Origin of the sequence: Aquimarina celericrescens (assembly GCF_042682765.1) — a bacterium.
Lineage (GTDB): Bacteria > Bacteroidota > Bacteroidia > Flavobacteriales > Flavobacteriaceae > Aquimarina > Aquimarina celericrescens.
The window spans coordinates 60,070-80,562 of the sequence record NZ_JBHUHY010000013.1; the positions used below are offsets into that span (position 1 = coordinate 60,070).

Sequence of the window (20,493 nt, forward strand, 5' to 3'; positions counted from 1 at the left end):
CTTTATTGATCTCATCTAACATCTGGAAAAAATATTGGAAACCAAGTTTCTAAAATTTATTATAACTGACTTTCGGGATATGGAGAAAAAGCCTTCAATATTAATCGCACTATTCCTTCATTTTTAAATAAATAAGAGAGGGCAATTCCCAAACATACTATGATCAAGGCAATTAGTAATTTTCTTCTTAAATTAAGTTTACCAGAACTGATTTTCATGATTTTTTTGGCTTAATGAGTTAAATATAGAGTACAAACAAAGTTCATAAAGAAATTAAAAAGAAAAGATGATAAATATCATTTTATCGCGACAGGAATAAGTCAAACTTTGTACTTTTATATTAAGAAAACCAACAATTTAGGTATCACCACATTTGCCTACAATTAAAAACTCACATTATGAAAGAGATCACCAAAATTCTTGTCCCTTTTGATTCTACCACCACCACCACAAATGCTCTTGAATATGCAATCAATTTTGCCGGCGGCGACAAGACCATTAAAATTCTTCTAACTCATGTTTATCAATCTAAAGATACTTCTATTGAAAGTGAAATAGAAAGCAGTATAGAAAGAGTTAAAAAGGACTTCCCCGTTTTTAGAGGTACTATAGATTGGGTTATAAAATCGGGAGATTTGATTGACAACATCTTAGAAATTCAAAATGAGCACCAGGCTGACCTGATTATTATGGGAACCAAAGGTTCTCAAGAAGAAACAACAATGACCAACACTTCTAAACTGGTATTAGAAGCAGACTGTCCTGTAATTGCAATTCCAGAAAGCTCTAAAGAGTTTGCCATTAAAAAAATAGCTTTAGTATTAGGAAAAAATGAAATCGATGACACTTCAGTCTTAGAAATACTTCTGGATATTGCAAGAAGATTTCATGCCGAAGTACATGTGCTTACGATTTGTAACGAAAAGGGAACATATGGCTATTCAGAAATAGATGAAAAGAATGAAAATATTCTGGAATACTATCTGGAAAACTTCTACTCGCACCATACTTTTCAGGAAAATGAAGATATTGAAAAAGGCATCTTTACCTATATTAACGATAAAGAAATTGATCTCTTGGCTATTTTACCAAGAATTCATGCTAAAAAAGATAAACCTTCAGAAGGTAGACTAACAAAATTATTAACACTCCATACAGAAGTACCTCTTTTAACGATTGATTGAGCTGAAACAAGAAACTTTTTCGAAAAATTAATCAATTAAATTAAGATGATTCTCATCTAAAGAACCATCTTAATTAAACTTCAAAAGAGATATCGAATGTATATCATGTTAATTATTTTTGGGATAACCATAGGGTTATTTATTTGGGGGAAATACCCACCAGATGTAGTAGCCTTATTATCAATGCTTAGTTTATACCTTACTGGTATTTTAGATATCTCAGAAACCTTTAGCGGTTTTAGTAATTCGACAGTAATTATGATCGCTGCGCTTTTTATAATAGGAGAAGGTCTTTCACAAACAGGATGGACCGCTATGGCTGGTAATAAATTTATCGAATGGGCTGGTAAAAGTGTTCCTAAATTGCTGGTGATTGTAACATTAGGATCAGGAGTATTATCTGGTTTTGTAAGTAATACTGGAACTGTTGCTACGCTACTCCCTGTGACTATTTCTGCAGCTTGGAATATAGGAACCTTGCCTTCCAAATTATTAATGCCTGTTGCTTTTGGTTCTAATACAGGAGGATTACTTACCTTAACAGGAACTCCTCCCAATATTATAGCAAGTAATGCTCTTATCGAACAAGGGTTTGACGGTTTTTCATTTTTTGAGTTTGGTTTAATTGGATTGCCATTATTAATTATCTCAATAGTCTATTTTAGGTATTTCGGTTACAAATTACTACCCGAATATAAAACCAGAAATAGACCTGTTAATATAGATTCAGAACTCCACAAATGGATTAAAGCATACCGAGTAGATCATAATTATTATAGACTTCGTGTTCGATCCATATCTCCGTTAATAGGAACCAAAATTAAAGACTGGGATTTTGAAAACAAGTATAACATTTCTATTATTCGATTAAAACGAAGACATCCTAACATGTTAAAAAGAACACCTGCTTTTATAGAATTTCCAAAAGAAGAAACAGAGTTTATGTATCATGATATTATTACAGTAAAAGGAGGAACAGAAGCTATTAATAAAATTATGATCGATTTTAGGTTAGGATTATGGAGATTGGATCCTATTGAGGAAGAACTAAAAAACAACCTGATTAATCAGGAAGTAGGAATGGCCGAAGTTATTGTAACTCCAAAATCACTGTTTGTAGATAGAAAAATTAAAATCGGTAATTATTTTGAGAGATTTGATATTCAGCTTTTGGGAGCGTCTAGAAACAATGAACCTCTTCAAGACAAAGAAATAACTGTAAAAGCTGGAGATGCTTTCCTGATCAGAGGTGCGTGGCATAATATTGGTGACCTTCAGGAAATGTATGAAAATCTGGTAATTTGCGGAAGCCCCGAAGGAATGGCCAGGAATGTGGAAAATCTTACCCCAAAGTCATTTATAGCATTAGGAACCTTGTTATTAATGATTCTTTTATTGGTATTCAAGATTGTCCCTGGGGCAATAGCTGCTTTAGTCTGTGCAGGAATTATATTGATAACCGGCTGTGTGCCAATTTCAAAAGCCTATAAAGGAATAAGCTGGACAAGTGTTGTTATGATAGCGGGTATGATCCCTATGGGAATAGCATTGCAAAAAACAGGTGCAGCACAAATTGCTGCAGACAATCTGGTTACCTATTTAGGAGCTATTCATCCACTAGCTTTATTAGGAGGTATTTTCTTATTAACTACTGCTTTTAGTCAAACAATCAATAACTCTGCTACTGCTGTACTAATGGCGCCAATTGCAATTTTGGCAGCCACTAGTTTAGGCATTTCTCCTAAACCCGTTATGATCACAGTAGCAATTAGCGCTTCGACAGCATTTCTTACTCCAGTAGGCACTACTACCAACGCTATGGTATTGTCGGCCGGAGGTTATAAATTCTTGGATTATGTAAAAGTGGGTGCCCCACTACTATTACTATTTTTTGCAATGACCCTTTTCCTGGTGCCAATTATTTGGCCCTTTTAACCAACAGTATTAAAAATTAAAATTATTAAAAATGGAAAACCTTTTAAAAACAAATGTAAACCTTGAGAAATATGGACTGAAAAATACAACAGTTCATTATAATCTCTCTCCTGAAAAACTTCAGGAAATTACAATCGAAAAAAAAATGGGGCGAGAGACTCCTAACGGAACCTTGGCTATTAATACAGGCAAGTTTACAGGAAGGTCTCCAAAAGATCGTTTCTTAGTAAAAGATGAGTATACCAAAGACAAGGTCTGGTGGGGTAAAACCAACAAACCTATTGATCCTGATAAGTTTGACCTACTTCAAGATGAAATTATTAATTACTTATCCGGAAAAGAACTTTATGTAAGAGATGCTTACGTATGTGCAGATCCAGAGTATAAGATGAATGTACGTACTATCACGGAGTATCCTTGGTCAAATATGTTCATTTATAATATGTTCTTGCGTTTGGAAAATTCTGAATTAGAAAACTTTAAGGAAGAATGGCTGGTACTTTGTGCTCCAGGATATGAAGCAAAAGATCCAGCTGCTTATGGAATCAGACAAGGAAACTTCTCTATTCTAAACTTCACTAAAAAGATTGCATTAGTAGGAGGCTCGGCATATACCGGAGAAATGAAAAAAGGTATTTTCTCTGCATTAAACTTAATCCTTCCCATAGAAAAAAATGTGTTACCAATGCATTGCTCTGCAAATGTTGGTGAAGCCGGAGATACAGCTATCTTTTTTGGATTGTCAGGTACAGGTAAAACTACCTTATCTGCAGATCCGGATCGTAAACTTATTGGAGATGATGAACACGGATGGACAGCAGAAAATACGATCTTTAATTTTGAAGGAGGTTGCTATGCAAAGGTTATTGATCTTACCGAAGAAAAAGAACCCGATATCTATAGAGCTATCAAACCAGGTGCTATTCTAGAAAATGTAGTCTTCAAAGAAAATGGTGAAGTAGATTTTGAAGATAGTAGTATTACTCAAAATACCCGAGTAAGCTATCCTATATATCATATTGATAATATTCAGCAACCATCATACGCTAAAAACCCCAAAAACATCTTCTTCTTAACTTGTGATGCATTTGGAGTGCTACCACCGGTATCAAAATTAACACCTGGTCAGGCTGCTTATCATTTTATTTCAGGATACACAGCTAAGGTAGCTGGAACAGAAGCCGGAATTACAGAGCCAGTTCCTTCATTTTCTGCATGTTTTGGAGAGCCCTTCATGCCATTGCACCCAACAGTATATGCAGAGATGTTAAGTAAAAAAATGGAGGAGGCAAACGTGAATGTTTGGTTAATCAATACCGGTTGGAGCGGTGGACCTTATGGGGTAGGCTCTCGTATTAGACTAAGACACACCAGGGCAATGATATCTGCTATCCTTGAAGGAAAATTAAACAAGGTTAATTATGAACAACATCCTATTTTTGGATTATTTATGCCAGAATATTGCCCGGGTGTACCTTCAGAAATTCTCGATCCGATGAACACCTGGTTACAAAAAGGTGCTTATGTTAGTAAAGCAATTCAATTGGCTCATTCTTTCCATCTTAACTTTGAAAAGTTTGCCAATCAAGCTTCTCAACAAATTATTGAAGGCGGACCATTAATTGATGAGCATCATCATTTAGGAGAGCATGTATAATAAAACGCTAACACTTAAACACTAATTTAAATACTGCCAAAAGAGTGCCTTGAATCTTCAGGGTACTCAAAATGGCGGTATGAAACCCGTTTGACTTTCAATTGTTTTCCGACAAAACTACGGGCCTAACCAGGCATCATTTTGATTCATGAACTATAAAACTATAATCCCTATACTCATAGGATTCAACTTATTTTTTTTACAATCATCTATTGCACAAGAAGGAGAAAATCCTTTCGGGAACAAACCACTAAAATGGTCTCTCAACGAAAAAAATACCAGGTGGATTGGTCTTCATACCTATCTTCAACTATGGGCCAGAGTAAACGAAAATAATCCCGGTAGTATTATTTCAGAAGAAATACAAAACACTACAACCGATATTTCTATTAGAAGATTTCGACTGGCCGTTCAAAGCCAAATCACCGAAAAACTATTTGCCTACACTCAGTTAGGAATTAATAATCTAAACTATCTATCCCCTAGAGGAACTTCTTTAGATTTGCTGGATGCTTATATAGAGTATGACCTTTTTCCGCAACTAAGCATCGGAGCAGGAAAAACAGCCTGGACAGGTTTGTCGAGATACTCGGCTCCTAATACTTCTAAACTTCTGTCCTATGATCTCTTATTTCTGGCGTTACCCACCAATGATGAGACCAATGACTTGATTAGAAAACTAAGTTTATATACCAAAGGAAAGTTAGGAAAACTTGATTATAGACTAGTAGTTTCCAAACCTTTTTCTGCTAGAAACAGTGAAGACTTTGATGAAACCCCTCAGGAGCATATTGCCAAATTTACAGATCAAGGATCAGGGGGCTCGTATTCGGGATATGTCAAGTGGGAATTTAAAGATCGGGAATCTAACAAAATTCCTTTTTCTGATGGAACCTACTTGGGCAAAAAATCTGTTCTAAATGTTGGAGCAGGAATAGAATATCAGCCCGATGCTTTATGGTATCTAGAAAATGGTGAAGTTACTTTTAGTGATATGAAACTTTGGGCAATTGATTTCTTTCTTGATCAACCCATCAATCCTAAAAAGAATACGGTACTTACCTTCTATACAGGATATTTCAACTATGATTTTGGTCCAAATTACCTCAAGAATATTGGAGCTAATAACCCTGCAACTTCTTTAGATCCTATAGAAAGTTCTTTTAACGGACCAGGAAATGCATTTCCGGTTGTAGGGACAGGAGATTCTTTTTTCGTACAAGCAGGATATCTATTCTCTTATATGGGAAAACCTGACAAAAAAAGTCAGTTGCAGTCTTATTTTTCAATTCAATATTCAGATTTTGAACAACTGGAAGATCCAATGATATATTATGACCTAGGACTTAATTGGTTGTTCAACGGGCATTTGTCCAAACTCTCTCTTAACTTCCAGAATCGTCCTGTATTTACAGAAACAATTAACGGTATCGAATTCGATGATAGAAAATGGATGGCTATCCTACAATACATAATTCGTTTAGAATGAGAGATTTTATTTTAAAATACAACTTAGTTCTATGTGTTTTGATAATTTCTTTTTCTGGCTTCGCCCAAAATCAAGAAAAGAATAGCCCTCTTATTTACCATTTGAATACTGAAAAAACACATTGGGCAAAACTAAGTACCTTTGTTCAGTTTTGGGGTAGAATCACCGAAAATAATCCAGGCACTTTGGTAAATGACAAACCCGAAGACCTTACGAAAGATCTTTCTATAAGAAGGTTTAGATTAGCTTTTCAACTAAAACCATCAGACAAATTATTTGCTTTTATACAATTGGGAGTGAATAACCTTAATTACCTTTCTCCCAGAGGAACCTCAATAGATCTTTTAGATGTATATGCAGAATATAATTTTTCGCGTGAGTTTTCGGTTGGGGGTGGTAAATCTGCCTGGGATGGTTTATCACGTTATACATCTCCCAACAGTTCGAAGCAAATGACATATGATCTGCCTTTTGTGGCACTTCCTACCTTAAATGAAACAGACGATCTCACTCGAAAACTTAGTATCTATGTTAAAGGAAAGATCAATAAATTTGATTATCGCTTTGTAGTTGCAAAACCATTCACTGCTCAAAACAGCAGATCTTTTGATCCTAATCCAACTGAAGGAATAGCTAGAATTACAGATAACAAACCCAATTTAAAGTATGCAGGATACTTAAAATATGAATTCTTTGATCAGGAAAGTAATAGAACATTCTCGCATGTGGGAAGTTATTTAAGTTCTAAAAAAGTTTTCAATCTGGGCGTTGGCTTCAACCTGCAACAGGATGCATTGTGGTCATTAGATCAGGGAAACGTATCATATCACAACATGTTATTGTTTGCAACTGATCTATTTATCGATATTCCTATTAAGGTATCCAAAAAAACTAGTTTTACAGGCTACATAGCATATTTCAATTATCATTTTGGCCCTAATTACCTGAGACAGATTGGTGCCAATAATCCTGCCAATGGTATAGATCCTAATTTGAGTTCTTTTAACGGAAGAGGAAACACTTTTCCTCGTTTAGGAACGGGTGATACTTTTCTTACACAATTGGGATATCTTTTTGCTCCTATGGGAAAATCAAAAAACCACGGACAATTACAACCCTATATTATGTTTCAAAATTCAGATTTTGAACGACTCGAAGATCCCTTATTTTATTATGACTTGGGAATTAACTGGTATCTGAACGGACATTTATCTAAATTCAGCTTTAACGCCCAAAATAGGCCTATCTATTTGGACACGACAAATGGACTAGAAGTAGATAAACGTAAATGGATGTTGGTGTTGCAGTATCAGTTTAAACTTCAATAATTACCAATTGGGAATAAAACCTGACAAATGTCATTTTTTAAGAAAATGTTCACACATACTTTTGGTGCATAATCAAAACAAGTATGGGTGTTATTTATGTACTCTTAACTATTAGTATTGTTGTTGCCATCATCTTTTTTGTGGCATTTATCTTTTCGGTAAGAAATGGTCAATATGACGATGTTTATACGCCTTCAATACGAATGCTTTTTGAGGACGAACTTGTCAAAGAACCTAAAGAAAAATCTTCTATACCCACTAAAACTAAACAATCTTAAAATGGAAATGGAAAAATTCTATTACGATAACAAAATCGTAAAAAAATTCTTGTATGCCACAATGCTTTGGGGTGTTGTCGGGATGTCGGTTGGTCTACTACTGGCATTTATGTTTTTATTCCCCAATCTTACAGATGGTATCTCCTGGTTGAGTTTTGGTCGATTAAGACCATTGCATACCAATGCTGTTATCTTTGCTTTTGTTGGTAATGCTATTTATGCCGGGGTATATTATTCTACCCAGCGTTTACTTAAAGCCAGAATGTTTAGTGATGTGCTTAGTAATATTAACTTTTGGGGATGGCAGTTAATCATTGTAGGTGCCGCCATTACGTTACCCTTGGGATTTACTACTTCAAAAGAGTATGCAGAGCTAGAATGGCCATTTGATATTGCCATTGCTGTTATCTGGGTTGTTTTTGGATGGAACCTTATCGGAACCATTTTAAAAAGAAGACAACGCCATCTATACGTAGCTATATGGTTTTATCTCGCTACCGTAGTGACAGTTGCTGTTCTTCATATTTTTAACAGCCTTGAATTACCAATAAGTGCATTAAAAAGTTATTCTGTTTATGCCGGGGTGCAAGATGCCTTAGTACAATGGTGGTACGGGCACAATGCAGTAGCATTTTTTCTCACTACTCCTTTCTTAGGGTTAATGTACTATTTCATTCCAAAAGCTGCTAATCGACCTGTATATTCATACCGATTATCTATTGTACATTTCTGGTCATTGATATTTATTTATATCTGGGCTGGTCCCCATCACCTGTTATATTCATCTTTGCCAGATTGGGCTCAAAATCTTGGTGTTGCCTTTTCGGTGATGCTTATTGCTCCATCCTGGGGAGGTATGATCAATGGATTACTTACCCTTAGAGGTGCTTGGGATAAAGTGCGCACAGATCCTGTATTGAAATTTATGGTAGTGGCTATTACAGGATATGGTATGGCTACTTTTGAAGGACCTATGCTTTCGCTAAAAAATGTAAATGCAATAGCACACTTCAGTGACTGGGTGATTGCCCATGTACACGTAGGAGCTTTGGCATGGAACGGGTTCTTAACTTTTGGGATGGCCTATTGGTTAATTCCTAGGTTGTTCAAAACCAAATTATGGTCTAATGGATTGGCAAATGCTCATTTCTGGCTGGGTACCTTAGGAATTATTATGTACGCATTACCAATGTATGTTGCCGGATTTGTACAGGCTTCTATGTGGAAACAATTTAATCCTGACGGAAGTTTAGTATATGGTAACTTCTTAGAAACTGTAAACGAAATTATTCCAATGTATTGGATGCGTGCCATTGGTGGAAGCATCTATATCTTCGGAATCTTCATTATGCTATATAATGTAGTTAAAACAGTAAAAAGTGGTAGTAAAGTAACCGATGAATTAGCAGAAGCTGCTCCACTTACAAAGGTAACCAGACATAGAACTGCTAAAGAAGGATATCATACCTGGTTAGAAAGAAGACCTGTAAAACTGACTATCTTTGCTACTATTGCTATTCTTATTGGTGGTGCGGTACAAATCATCCCTACATTGCTGGTAGACTCTAATATTCCTACTATAACCAGTGTTAAACCTTATACTCCTCTCGAATTAGAAGGTAGAGATCTTTATATCAGAGAAAGCTGCGTGTCTTGTCATTCACAGATGATTCGTCCCTTTAGAAGTGAAGTAGAACGGTATGGAGAGTATTCTAAAGCTGGAGAATATGTATACGATCATCCTTTCCTGTGGGGAAGTAAACGTACAGGACCTGATTTGATGCGTATTGGTGGAAAGTACTCAGATAATTGGCATCTCAATCATTTTTATGACCCACAAAGCACCTCATCTGGATCTATTATGCCAAGTTATAAATGGTTAATACAAAACGAGCTGGATCGCTCTCAAACAGAATCTAAGATGGAAGCTATGGTATCTCTTGGGGTCCCTTATACTCCAGAAGAGATTACCAGGGCACAGCAATGGATGGATGAACAAGCGACTCAAATTGAAAAGAACTTGTATACCGATCCTGATTTTGCCAAGACCTATGAAGCCGACAAAAAATACGCAAAAGAAAATGGATTGGATTTTATAGAGATGCGTGACCGCGAGGTCGTTGCCCTAATTGCATACATACAACGATTAGGAACCGATATCAAGGTAAAAACCGAAAACGAAGAAACTATAGTTCAAAATAAAGAATAAAGCCATGCTAAAATTTGTAAAAGGCCATATGGAAAGTATCGAAGGCATTGAAATTTATCCTATGATTTCCCTACTTATATTTTTCATCTTCTTTGCCGCATTGTTCTGGTGGGTATTCACCGCAAAAAAAGAACATATCAAAGAAGTGAGCAACATTCCATTAGAAACTGAAAACGATATTCAACTATGAGAAGTACAGCATCCTACATAAGAATTATTGTCTTTTTATTGATTACTTATATTCTGATTGAACTCACTGTTGAATCAGGAGATCAATCTGCATTTATTGCTCAACCACTAACCTGGTTGATCTTAGGAATGGTTTTACTCTTTATAATAGCCATAGAAATTAGTTTAGAGGCATTAAAAACCATCTTATTCAGGTCATTAAAACCTGAAGCGCAAGAACGATATCTTCTTGTCGAAAAAACTAAAAAAGATAAGCAATTTAGATGGGCCAAAGATACCTATTTAAAACTTCTGGATAGTAAACCGGTTGAGGAAGAAGAAGAAATCATTCTGGATCATAACTATGATGGCATCAAAGAGTTAGACAATAACTTACCACCTTGGTGGGTATATGGATTTTATGCCACCATAATATTTGGAGTAATATACTTAGCTCGTTTTCATGTGTTTAATGATTACACTCAGACAGAAGAGTATGAAACCGAAGTAGCAGAGGCCAAAATTGCTATTGAAGAATATAAGAAAACTGCCAAGGATCTGGTCGATGTAAATACCGTTACCTTACTTACAGATGCGTCTGATTTAAGTGCAGGAAAAGCTATCTTCACTACTAACTGTGTGGCATGCCATAAAGCTGATGGAGGTGGAGGAATCGGGCCTAATCTTACCGATGAGTATTGGATCTTGGGAGGTGGAATCAAAAATGTATTCCGCACCATTTCTGAAGGAGGACGAGATGGCAAAGGAATGGTTGCATGGAAACAAACTTTAAAACCTGTTGAAATGGCTCAGGTAGCAAGTTATCTACTCACATTAGTAGGAACGACTCCTGCAGAGCCTAAAGAAGCTCAGGGAGAAATCTGGATTGATCCCGATGCTCCAAAAGAAGAAGCTCCAAAAGAAGAAATTCAGGAAACAGTTTCTGATTCGACTGCTGTAGTAATGTCTCTCGACTCCCCTCGGGATGACAAATAATTGAAAACAATGTAGTGTCCTCTCCCCGAGGAGAAGGAACTCATTATAATTATACAATTAAAAATATCCCAATTGGAGACACCCACAAACGAAAAATTTAGAGATTCGATTGCCACAGTAAATGAAGAGGGCAAGCGTGCTTGGGTGTATCCAAAAAAACCAAGCGGTAAGTTTTATGAATATCGCAAATGGGTGAGTTATGGATTGTTAATATTTCTATTTGCGGCGCCCTTCATCAAAATTAATGGTAACCAATTTTTACTTTTCAATGTTTTAGAAAGACGATTCAATGTTTTTGGTGCTCCCTTTTGGCCACAAGATTTTCATTTATTTGTAATCTCTATGATCATAGGGGTAATATTTATCACTTTTTTTACTGTAGCCTTTGGAAGACTATTTTGTGGTTGGGTATGCCCGCAAACTATTTTTATGGAAATGGTTTTTCGCAGAATTGAATATTGGATCGAGGGAGATCGCGGTAAACAAATTCGACTGGATAAACAACCCTGGAATTCAGAAAAAATAAGAAAACGGGTAACAAAGTGGATTATATTCTTCATTATCTCTTTCTTGATTGCTAATGTATTTTTGGCCTATCTTATCGGAAGCGATAACCTGATTCAATATATCTTTATAGATGGCCCTTTTAAACATATAAGCACTTTAATCTCATTACTCATATTTACTGCTGTCTTCTATTTTGTATTTGCATGGTTTCGAGAACAGGTTTGTATTATCGCCTGTCCATACGGTAGATTACAAGGTGTGTTACTGGATTCAAAATCAATTGTAGTCGCTTATGATTATAAACGAGGAGAAAAAGAAGCTGGCCGAGCAAAATTTAAAAAGAATGAGGATCGGCCATCTACCGGAAAAGGAGATTGTATTGATTGTTTTCAATGTGTGCATGTATGCCCTACCGGAATTGATATTCGTAACGGGACACAATTAGAATGTGTGAATTGTACCGCATGTATTGATGCTTGTGATCACATGATGGAAAGTGTACATCTTCCTAAAGGATTAATACGATATGCAAGTGAAGAGAATATTGCTAAAAAGGTAAAGTTCGAATTTACACCAAGGTTAAAGGGATATAGTGCAGTGCTCACTATACTTACGGGTGTATTAATCGGGATGTTATTTCTTAGAAATGATGTTGAAGCCAATATCCTTAGACTACCAGGGCAACTTTATGAAAGAAAAGAAAATAATATCATTAGTAATGTATATACTTATAAATTAGTTAATAAAACTACTGATGATATTGAAGATGTTCATTTTAAATTATTATCACATAAAGGAAAGATTGAACTAGTAACACATAAAAATTTCATGGTTCCAAAACAAGGCTTAGCCGAAGGAACACTGTTTATAGAAGTAAATGCATCGGTGCTTAGTGGTGACAAAGATAAAGTCAAAATAGGTGTTTATAGTAATGATGAGTTAATCGAAACTACTACAACAGCTTTTTTAGGGCCTAGAAGTTATAAATAAGTATGTGAGTATTTTTAGGACGCTTCTCTTTGAGTTTGTGAGTGGCTCCAATACAACGGATTAGGGATTCTGAATTTGAGCTATGCATGAAGAAGTGCTCTACCAAATCATCCCACAAAACATTAATAATCAGATTATAACAAAATAAAAAATAAAGAAAAACGAGAGTAACATTGTAAAGAAGAAGATGAGTATGTGTGCCAAAAGTAAAAACCTCATCTCTCAATAACTCACATACTAAAAAACTAAACATCATGAAAATTAACTGGGGAACAGCCATTGTACTCGTATTTATAGGATTCATTTCTTTTATTATGTATTTCGTTGTAAAAATGAATACTAACGATAAATACCAACACGATCTGGTTACAGAAGAATATTATAAGGAAGAACTTGCTTTTCAGAAAGAAATCGATGCCGAAAAAAATGCTAAGGCCTTAAAAAACAATATTAGAGTAGAAAAGACCTCTGATGGATTGGTTATTACATTTCCTGAAGATAAAAACTATGAAGATATAACGGGAACTATATCATTGTATCGGCCATCAAACAAGAAGCTGGATTTTGAAATCCCAATCAAGCTATCAAATTCAAAAGTCACGATATCCAATAATAATCTGATAGAAGGACGTTGGAATATTACTATCAACTGGACATATTTAGATACGCTGTATCTGTTTAAAGAATCTTTTACTTATTAGATGTTATTATCTGCATTCATATTAGGTTTATTAGGTAGTTTTCACTGTATAGGAATGTGTGGCCCCATTGCCTTCATGCTGCCCGTAAGTAGATCAAATTCATTTCAAAAATTCTACCAGATATTCTTGTATCATTTTGGTAGAATATTAGCCTATAGTATTATCGGGTTATTCTTTGGAATCATAGGAAAGAGCCTTAATATCTTTGGATTGCAACAAGGACTTTCTATAGCCATAGGCGTACTGATGATTCTTATAGTTTTGATTCCATCTTCATTTCTGTTGAAGTATAATTTTTCTAAACCTATGTATTCAATTATTTCTAAAGTAAAAAATGCTTTGGGTGCAGCACTTAAAAAGAAAACTCCTGATACTTTTCTAACCATTGGCTTTTTAAATGGTTTTCTACCCTGCGGATTAGTTTACATGGCTGTTTTTGGAGCCATCGCCTCAGCCAATATCTTAAACAGTAGTTTGTATATGATACTCTTTGGATTAGGTACTGTTCCTTTAATGACCACTACAATTTATTTAGGCAACTTTTTGACCGCAAAAACAAGACAACATATTCAGAAAGTAATTCCTGTATTTATCATGGTAATTGGGTTACTTTTTATTATACGTGGCATGGGGCTGGGTATCCCTTATGTTTCTCCAAAACCTGTAACCGAAATTGTCTCGGCAGATTTTGAGTGTCATCAATAAAAGATAAAAAACCTTCCGATAATAACTTACGCTAATTACCATCGAAAGGCTCTTATTATCAAATCTCTTTATTTATCTATCGCAAAGCGTCAGATTTTTTATTCTTTTGCTGTGTCTTATTCATTTGGGCAAGAACTTTACGATACTCATAAATTCCATCGTATTTTACACCCTTCATATTTAAAAGTTCACCATCGTTGAAGCGTATTTCTTGTTGGTCAGGTGTTTGATAGGTACCAAAAGGATCTACTATTATTTTATTTTCAAGGGTAATCGGTTTACGAACACGGTTCTGTGCCAGATTCTGTATTTTAAATACATTTCCATCTACTCTTAAATAGTGAAATCTATTTTGATATTTATTTTGTAGCTGAGTTTGAGAAAGACCTTTGTTTTCCTTTTTCACTTTATATCTATATTGATACTCGTTTCGATAACGAATTCCATACATATCGAGACATTCGCCGTCTTTTAGACGAAATTGCTCACCATCGGCAGTCTTAAAAGTTCCGTCAGGATAAAGAGTAGTACAATCGGCAAGCATAGTGCTTTCTTGAAGTTGTTCCTGATCACCGTCTTTAATTTTTATCATATCACCATCAACGTACATTAAATTTACCTGATCAAGATTTTGTGCTAATACGGTTACAATGGTAAAAACCATTGTAAAAAACAATACTATTTTTCTCATGATTTCATGGTTTAAAATTACTAATAAATGTACGCTCTAAAAGCATAAAAAACGATGATATATGTCATCTTCAAAAGTAATCCTAAACCTTTTTTCCTTTCAACATTTTATTCCAATATAGATAAGGAAGCATATATTTCTTAAGTATCCATAAACGCCAATGTTCTTTAGAGCTATCAAAAATCAACATTTTTTTTAGTTCTGGATCTGGTGTAAAATTACTTTCATAATCAAACTCTCCCAAAACCATTTTACCATAAGCAGTTACTAAAGGACATGAAGAATATCCGTTGTAGGAAGCATTATTCGCTTCTCGATGCTGAATTAATCTTAAAATATTATCAACTACCACTGGTGCCTGTTTTCTTATGGCAGCTCCGGTTTTTGCTGTTGGTAGACCTGCTACGTCACCCAAACCAAAAATATTCTTATATTTTTTATGTTGAAGAGAATAATGATCCACATCTAACCACCCATTTTCATTAACTAAAACAGATTCTTTTACAAATTTTGGTGCAGTTTGTGGTGGCGCAAGGTGGAGCATATCAAAAGGCATTTCTATAACAGCATCTCCTTTCAGGCTCTCTCCTAATGGGTTATCTTCTGTAATTATATACTGGCTTTCGTCAGGGGATGTGTTCCTGAAATAAATGATCTGCTTTTCTGCATCAATCTTATAAGGAGCATAAAATGGCTTAAAATGAATCCCGTATCTATGAATGACCTTCATTAACGTTTCTCTTATAGGCTTTACCCCAAAAATTACAGATCCAGGCGTAGCAAAAATTACATTGGTTTTATGAGCCAGACCATGTTTTCGAAAATAATCTGCGGCCAAGTATGCAGTCTTTTGAGGAGCTCCACCACATTTTATAGGGGTGGTAGGTTGTGTGAATACAGCATTTCCTCCTTTAAAATTTCTTATCACTTCCCAAGTATGATTAGGATTGGTATAGTTACTACATACAACGCCTTTATCGAGCGCCTCTGGCAAACCTTCAATAAGCGATAGATCCATAACAAGTCCGGGGGCAACTACCAAATAATCATAAGTAATATTTCCACTCCCTTTTGTTGATATCATGTTATTTTTAGGATCAAAACTCGTTGCATAATCCTTGATCCATTCAACACCCTTTGGCATTACCTTTGCCATAGGCCGTGCCGTTTTTTTAAAATCATAAGTACCAGCACCCACCAAAGTCCATGCAGGTTGATAGTAATGCACTTCTGACGGTTCGATAATGGCAATATTTAAGGTTTTATCTTTTTTTAGAAACTGTGCGGCAGTCATAATTCCGCCAGTTCCTCCTCCTATAATTAGAATTTGATAATGGGTTTTCATTTTTGCTGTAATTTAGGTAATTCTTTCAAATGTAAAACCTTGAATACAATCCTACAGTAACTTATGTTACAAAGAAGCTTTACAAAATTTAGAGCCCTTCAAAAGGTACTGCATAAATATGCATTGTAACTTTAGTTACATAAATAGATATTGAAAAGTGCTAAATTTATAAATCGGTAACAACATATCTTGACCCAATGAAACGACGAAATTTTGTTAAAAAAACTGTATTAAGCTCCATGGCCACCTTAATTGGAGTAGATATTGTTTTTGGAACTACAATGCCCAACGGATATCAACCAATAATCCTGCAAGATCCAGATCCATATAAAATGTTCAATAAGGATAAAGGGATGGAAGTACTGAATGACAGGCCCTGGAATATTGAAGCAAAAGCACATTTGCTCAATGATAAGATCACCCCTAATAAATTTATGTTCATTCGTAATAACGGGTTAATTCCAGAAAATTTAGAGAGCAAAACCTGGACATTAACTATTGATGGAGAATCTGTAAAACAACAAAAAACCTATACTCTTGCTGATCTAAAATCGAAATTTACCGAATACACATATCAGCTTACTCTGGAGTGTGGGGGTAATGGCCGTAGTGAATTCGATCCTCCTGCAAAGGGAAATCAATGGACGGTTGGCGCTGTATCATGTGCTCAATGGACTGGTGTTAGACTACGGGATATTCTTGAAGACACTGGTATTAAAGATAATGCTGTATATATTGGTTATCATGCTGCAGATACTCACCTTAGTGGAGATCCCAAAAAAGAACCAATCTCGCGAGGTGTTCCCATGTCCAAAGCCTTACAGGATGAAACATTATTAGCATATAGAATGAATGGAGAAGATATCCCTTTGGCACATGGATATCCTCTGCGGTTAGTTGCCGGAGGATGGCCTGCATCTGTATCCGGTAAATGGGTGAATAGAATCAGTATCCGGAATAAAATACATGATGGCACCAAAATGACCGGTACTGCTTATAGAATACCTTGCGAGTCTATTGCCCCAGGCGAAAAAGTAAAAGATGAAGATATGTGTATCATAGAATCGATGCCTGTAAAGTCTCTAATTACTTATCCAAAATCCGGTGCAATGATCGATCAGGGTAAAAAACTAGATATTAGAGGACATGCCTGGGCTGGTGAGCTGGAAGTGACTAAAATGGAATACTCTATCGATTTTGGTGCTACTTGGAAGGAATGCCCTATAGAAAAGCCAGTAAATCGATTAGCATGGCAACATTTTTCCGCTTCCGTAGATTTTCCAAAGAAAGGCTACTATGAAGTATGGGCCAAAGCAACAGATTCAAAAGGTACGAGCCAACCTATGATTTTACCAGGTTGGAACCCAAAAGGATATCTAAATAATGCCTGTCATCGCATTGCAATTAAAGTAAAGTAACTTATGGATGGGCAAGAACAATTTCGAAAACAGGTCAGAACCATTTATAGACTCCTGGTAGTAGTATTCACTATGGTGGGATTGATTACCGTTGTCGGAATATATATGATTACTGATCCCACACTGTCTGCTTTTAAAAAAGTAGAAACCGATTTGGAGTATACAATTGTTCAAAAAGAAAAAGAAGATGAAGATGAAGACAAAATAGAAAACGGAATACATGTACGAACCGGACTTATTGATGCAGAAGGGTTAATGACTGTGGTAAATAATTGTACTACTTGTCATTCATCAAAACTGGTGACCCAAAACAGGATGAATAGAGAGCGCTGGATAGCTACCATAAGATGGATGCAGGAAACCCAAAATTTATGGAATTTGGGAGATAATGAAGAAATTATAGTAAACTATTTGGTAAAGAACTATCCTTCATATAAAAAAGGAAGGCGGGAAATACTAACCAATATTGAATGGTATGATTTGCAGGAGTAATTTGAGTATTATTTTGGGGTTGCTTTTTTTTTCATGTACACAAACTAAGGAGAAAAATAAAGAAGATATTACTCCTATAATAGCATCTGAAACAAAGACATACTTTAGTACCAAACATCTGCTAGATGTTGATGAATTACATTCTCTTTTTGAGAAAGAACGTATTAAGATAGTAGATTTCAGAAAACCAGAGGTCTATGAGAAATCTCATATTCAAGGAGCGATCAATATTTGGCGCTCAGATATAGAAGACATATCGTATCCTTATAAAGGGATGATGGCTACAAAAGAACATATTGAAGCTCTATTTAGCAGTTTAGGAATTAAAAATGAAGACACTCTTGTACTATATGATGATCAAGGGGCATGTGACGCGGCTCGTTTATGGTGGGTCCTGAAAAATTATGATTTCGAATCGGTAAAACTTTTAAACGGAGGATTAGAAGCCTGGAAAAAAATTGGAGGACCAATTAATGATGAACCTGTTGTTCTAACGCCTTCAGAATTTACGCTTCCCGCCAATAGTTCTTTTAAGTTATGGATTGGTAAAGAAGAAATTCTAGAAATAGTTTCTTCAGAAGGAAAAGAAATTATCCTAGATACCCGAAACATGGATGAGTTTAGCGGAAAAAGACAAAAAAATGGAGCCCAAAAGGCAGGAAGGATTCCCAAAAGCATACTCATAGATTGGGCTGAAGCTATTGACTATCAAGGTACACAAAAATTTAAACCATTTCATCAATTAGAAACGATCTATAGCAGAATGAATGCGTCAAAACATGATCTTGTGATTACCTACTGTCATAGCGGAGTTCGATCGGCACATACCACTTTTGTATTAACCGAGTTACTAGGCTATAAAAATGTAAAAAACTATGATGGTTCCTGGGTAGAGTGGAGTTATTTTGATGATCTGCCTTTTAAACAAGATAGTATAACAATAATAAAAAAATAAATTATGGAAAAGTATATATCTGCATTTACAGATGCCTTTACTAGTAGTGTTAACTGGACTTGGAAATCCATGCTATTTGAAGTACCATGGTACACCAACTATTTTTGGGGGTTAATAGCTATCTCCTTGTTCGTTTGGGGTCTAGAAATTGTTTTTCCCTGGCGTAAAGAACAATCTGTTTTTAGAAAGGACTTTTGGTTGGATGGTTTCTATATGTTCTTTAATTTTTTCGTTTTTGCAATTGTAATAAGTGGTTTCTATAAATTGCTGGGAGTATTTTTTGAGGATATTGGAATTTCTACAAAGAGTTTAACAATTATAAACATTTCTAGCCTACCAATGTGGACCCAATTATTGATTTTCTTTATTATCCTGGATTTTGTACAATGGTTTACGCATGTATTACTTCATAAATATCCATTCTTATGGAGGTTTCATAAAATTCATCATTCTGTAAAGGAAATGGGATTCGCAGCCCACTTGCGTTACCACTGGATGGAAAATATTTTTTATAAACCCTTAAAAACTATGGGAGTAATGATTCTAGGCGGCTTCGAGCCCGAGCAAGCTTATATTGTACATTTCATTGCTATTGCTATTGGACACCTTAATCACGCTAATATTAAGATTACCTGGGGACCGTTAAAATATATTTTAAATAATCCGGTGATGCATCTTTATCATCATTCTTATATATTGCCAAAAGGTTCTTATGGCGTAAATTTTGGGATTAGCTTAAGTATCTGGGACTATATTTTTAAAACTAATTATATTCCTGAAGACAGTGGCACTATAGAAATTGGTTTCCCGGGAGATAAAAAAATACCTAAAAACTTTTTTGGGCAAATTATTTACGGTTTTAGAAAGCAGAAATAACTACTCATCTTTTATTTCCAAATCAAAAATCCGCCTTTTAAATCGTAGATCTTAGAGAATCCCATTTTTACTAGTTTTCTAGCTGTTACTTGGCTTCTTCCACCAGAACGACAATAAATATATACAGGAAGATCTTTATTTAGTTTCTCAAAAGATTCTTCAAACAAATCCTTTGAGAAAAAATCTATATTTATAGCACCCTCGATATGTCCGTTTTTGAATTCTTTTGGGGTACGTACATCAACGAGTTGGACTTTATTGTTTGACACTGCTTCTTTGTACGTTGTGCGATCTAACACTTCTATTTTTTTTGATTCTTGGGCCCGTGCTCCAAAAAAGAAACCTGATAAGAACATAATTTTTAGAACATTTTTCATTTAACTTTTCTTCAATAAAAAGGAAGTAGTAAGCTTATAACAAACTACTTCCACCAAACAAACCAATAAATAAAAACTTATTAACCATAGTTTTTTACACCGCAAAAATATATTAAGATTATCTTTATTACAGTAACAAAAGTTACAGAACAGGACGTATTGAATAATTTATAAAAAGTATGTATGAGCTCA

The 20,493-nt window shown here is 35.2% G+C and carries 20 protein-coding genes; 16 read left to right on the forward strand and 4 right to left on the reverse strand.

The window, feature by feature from the left end:
• Positions 1-59 precede the first annotated feature (59 nt).
• Entirely contained in the window at positions 60-218 is a 159-nt protein-coding gene (locus ACFSJT_RS11870) for a hypothetical protein (protein WP_378320486.1), read from the reverse strand.
• Positions 219-398: 180 nt separating this feature from the next.
• On the opposite strand from ACFSJT_RS11870, the gene ACFSJT_RS11875 reads away from it, so the two are divergent.
• The 12 genes from ACFSJT_RS11875 to ACFSJT_RS11930 all read left to right on the forward strand — a co-directional run bounded on the left by ACFSJT_RS11875 (position 399) and on the right by ACFSJT_RS11930 (position 14,147).
• A complete protein-coding gene (locus ACFSJT_RS11875; protein WP_378320487.1) occupies positions 399-1,184 on the forward strand; it encodes a universal stress protein in 786 nt (261 codons plus the stop codon).
• Positions 1,185-1,280: 96 nt separating this feature from the next.
• Entirely contained in the window at positions 1,281-3,119 is a 1,839-nt protein-coding gene (locus ACFSJT_RS11880) for an SLC13 family permease (RefSeq protein WP_378320489.1), read from the forward strand.
• Between the two features lie 31 nt (positions 3,120-3,150).
• Positions 3,151-4,776: a phosphoenolpyruvate carboxykinase (ATP) gene (gene pckA, locus ACFSJT_RS11885; protein ID WP_378320490.1), complete on the forward strand. Its 1,626-nt coding sequence runs from the start codon at positions 3,151-3,153 to the stop codon at positions 4,774-4,776.
• Between the two features lie 148 nt (positions 4,777-4,924).
• Positions 4,925-6,265: a porin gene (locus ACFSJT_RS11890; RefSeq protein ID WP_378320492.1), complete on the forward strand. Its 1,341-nt coding sequence runs from the start codon at positions 4,925-4,927 to the stop codon at positions 6,263-6,265.
• Positions 6,262-7,593, forward strand: coding sequence for a porin family protein (locus tag ACFSJT_RS11895; RefSeq protein WP_378320493.1), 1,332 nt, complete (start codon positions 6,262-6,264; stop codon positions 7,591-7,593). Before ACFSJT_RS11890 ends, ACFSJT_RS11895 begins: the two co-directional genes overlap by 4 nt.
• A gap of 83 nt (positions 7,594-7,676) precedes the next feature.
• Positions 7,677-7,871, forward strand: coding sequence for a cbb3-type cytochrome oxidase assembly protein CcoS (gene ccoS / locus ACFSJT_RS11900; RefSeq protein ID WP_378320494.1), 195 nt, complete (start codon positions 7,677-7,679; stop codon positions 7,869-7,871).
• Position 7,872: 1 nt separating this feature from the next.
• Positions 7,873-10,080, forward strand: a complete 2,208-nt coding sequence (ccoN, locus tag ACFSJT_RS11905; protein WP_378320496.1) for a cytochrome-c oxidase, cbb3-type subunit I — start codon at positions 7,873-7,875, stop codon at positions 10,078-10,080.
• Positions 10,081-10,084: 4 nt separating this feature from the next.
• Positions 10,085-10,270: a CcoQ/FixQ family Cbb3-type cytochrome c oxidase assembly chaperone gene (locus ACFSJT_RS11910; protein ID WP_378320497.1), complete on the forward strand. Its 186-nt coding sequence runs from the start codon at positions 10,085-10,087 to the stop codon at positions 10,268-10,270.
• Positions 10,267-11,244, forward strand: a complete 978-nt coding sequence (locus ACFSJT_RS11915; protein ID WP_378320498.1) for a cbb3-type cytochrome c oxidase N-terminal domain-containing protein — start codon at positions 10,267-10,269, stop codon at positions 11,242-11,244. Before ACFSJT_RS11910 ends, ACFSJT_RS11915 begins: the two co-directional genes overlap by 4 nt.
• Before the next feature lie 72 nt (positions 11,245-11,316).
• Complete coding sequence (ccoG, locus tag ACFSJT_RS11920) at positions 11,317-12,741, forward strand: cytochrome c oxidase accessory protein CcoG (protein WP_378320499.1); 1,425 nt, start codon at positions 11,317-11,319, stop codon at positions 12,739-12,741.
• Between the two features lie 254 nt (positions 12,742-12,995).
• Complete coding sequence (locus tag ACFSJT_RS11925; protein ID WP_378320500.1) at positions 12,996-13,442, forward strand: FixH family protein; 447 nt, start codon at positions 12,996-12,998, stop codon at positions 13,440-13,442.
• On the forward strand, positions 13,443-14,147 hold the full coding sequence (locus ACFSJT_RS11930) for a sulfite exporter TauE/SafE family protein (RefSeq protein WP_378320501.1): 705 nt from the start codon (positions 13,443-13,445) through the stop codon (positions 14,145-14,147).
• Between the two features lie 76 nt (positions 14,148-14,223).
• Here the strand turns inward: ACFSJT_RS11930 and ACFSJT_RS11935 are convergent, their stop codons facing one another.
• Both ACFSJT_RS11935 and ACFSJT_RS11940 read right to left on the reverse strand, forming a co-directional pair.
• Positions 14,224-14,838, reverse strand: coding sequence for a DUF6799 domain-containing protein (locus ACFSJT_RS11935; protein WP_378320502.1), 615 nt, complete (start codon positions 14,836-14,838; stop codon positions 14,224-14,226).
• Positions 14,839-14,920: 82 nt separating this feature from the next.
• Complete coding sequence (locus ACFSJT_RS11940) at positions 14,921-16,183, reverse strand: NAD(P)/FAD-dependent oxidoreductase (RefSeq protein WP_378320503.1); 1,263 nt, start codon at positions 16,181-16,183, stop codon at positions 14,921-14,923.
• A 197-nt stretch (positions 16,184-16,380) separates the two neighbouring features.
• On the opposite strand from ACFSJT_RS11940, the gene ACFSJT_RS11945 reads away from it, so the two are divergent.
• Genes ACFSJT_RS11945 through ACFSJT_RS11960 form a run of 4 tightly spaced genes read left to right on the forward strand, consistent with a single transcriptional unit; the run spans position 16,381 to position 19,924 of the window.
• The gene (locus ACFSJT_RS11945) at positions 16,381-17,601 is read left to right on the forward strand and encodes a sulfite oxidase (RefSeq protein ID WP_378320504.1); all 1,221 of its coding nucleotides are present in this window, start codon (positions 16,381-16,383) and stop codon (positions 17,599-17,601) included.
• A 3-nt stretch (positions 17,602-17,604) separates the two neighbouring features.
• Positions 17,605-18,093: a monoheme cytochrome C gene (locus ACFSJT_RS11950; RefSeq protein WP_378320505.1), complete on the forward strand. Its 489-nt coding sequence runs from the start codon at positions 17,605-17,607 to the stop codon at positions 18,091-18,093.
• Entirely contained in the window at positions 18,077-19,048 is a 972-nt protein-coding gene (locus ACFSJT_RS11955) for a sulfurtransferase (RefSeq protein WP_378320506.1), read from the forward strand. Before ACFSJT_RS11950 ends, ACFSJT_RS11955 begins: the two co-directional genes overlap by 17 nt.
• A gap of 3 nt (positions 19,049-19,051) precedes the next feature.
• Positions 19,052-19,924, forward strand: coding sequence for a sterol desaturase family protein (locus ACFSJT_RS11960; protein WP_378320507.1), 873 nt, complete (start codon positions 19,052-19,054; stop codon positions 19,922-19,924).
• An 11-nt stretch (positions 19,925-19,935) separates the two neighbouring features.
• On the opposite strand, the gene ACFSJT_RS11965 is transcribed toward ACFSJT_RS11960, so the two are convergent.
• Positions 19,936-20,301, reverse strand: coding sequence for a rhodanese-like domain-containing protein (locus ACFSJT_RS11965; protein ID WP_378320508.1), 366 nt, complete (start codon positions 20,299-20,301; stop codon positions 19,936-19,938).
• Between the last annotated feature and the right edge of the window lie 192 nt (positions 20,302-20,493).

Bases quoted from the DNA above. Each gene is read 5' to 3' on its own strand.
- ACFSJT_RS11870 (WP_378320486.1), bottom strand. From the start codon at position 218: ATGAAAATCAGTTCTGGTAAACTTAATTTAAGAAGAAAATTACTAATT.
- ACFSJT_RS11875 (WP_378320487.1), top strand. From the start codon at position 399: ATGAAAGAGATCACCAAAATTCTTGTCCCTTTTGATTCTACCACCACC.
- ACFSJT_RS11880 (WP_378320489.1), top strand. From the start codon at position 1,281: ATGTATATCATGTTAATTATTTTTGGGATAACCATAGGGTTATTTATT.
- pckA (WP_378320490.1), top strand. From the start codon at position 3,151: ATGGAAAACCTTTTAAAAACAAATGTAAACCTTGAGAAATATGGACTG.
- ACFSJT_RS11890 (WP_378320492.1), top strand. From the start codon at position 4,925: ATGAACTATAAAACTATAATCCCTATACTCATAGGATTCAACTTATTT.
- ACFSJT_RS11895 (WP_378320493.1), top strand. From the start codon at position 6,262: ATGAGAGATTTTATTTTAAAATACAACTTAGTTCTATGTGTTTTGATA.
- ccoS (WP_378320494.1), top strand. From the start codon at position 7,677: ATGGGTGTTATTTATGTACTCTTAACTATTAGTATTGTTGTTGCCATC.
- ccoN (WP_378320496.1), top strand. From the start codon at position 7,873: ATGGAAATGGAAAAATTCTATTACGATAACAAAATCGTAAAAAAATTC.
- ACFSJT_RS11910 (WP_378320497.1), top strand. From the start codon at position 10,085: ATGCTAAAATTTGTAAAAGGCCATATGGAAAGTATCGAAGGCATTGAA.
- ACFSJT_RS11915 (WP_378320498.1), top strand. From the start codon at position 10,267: ATGAGAAGTACAGCATCCTACATAAGAATTATTGTCTTTTTATTGATT.
- ACFSJT_RS11925 (WP_378320500.1), top strand. From the start codon at position 12,996: ATGAAAATTAACTGGGGAACAGCCATTGTACTCGTATTTATAGGATTC.
- ACFSJT_RS11930 (WP_378320501.1), top strand. From the start codon at position 13,443: ATGTTATTATCTGCATTCATATTAGGTTTATTAGGTAGTTTTCACTGT.
- ACFSJT_RS11935 (WP_378320502.1), bottom strand. From the start codon at position 14,838: ATGAGAAAAATAGTATTGTTTTTTACAATGGTTTTTACCATTGTAACC.
- ACFSJT_RS11940 (WP_378320503.1), bottom strand. From the start codon at position 16,183: ATGAAAACCCATTATCAAATTCTAATTATAGGAGGAGGAACTGGCGGA.
- ACFSJT_RS11945 (WP_378320504.1), top strand. From the start codon at position 16,381: ATGAAACGACGAAATTTTGTTAAAAAAACTGTATTAAGCTCCATGGCC.
- ACFSJT_RS11950 (WP_378320505.1), top strand. From the start codon at position 17,605: ATGGATGGGCAAGAACAATTTCGAAAACAGGTCAGAACCATTTATAGA.
- ACFSJT_RS11955 (WP_378320506.1), top strand. From the start codon at position 18,077: ATGATTTGCAGGAGTAATTTGAGTATTATTTTGGGGTTGCTTTTTTTT.
- ACFSJT_RS11960 (WP_378320507.1), top strand. From the start codon at position 19,052: ATGGAAAAGTATATATCTGCATTTACAGATGCCTTTACTAGTAGTGTT.
- ACFSJT_RS11965 (WP_378320508.1), bottom strand. From the start codon at position 20,301: ATGAAAAATGTTCTAAAAATTATGTTCTTATCAGGTTTCTTTTTTGGA.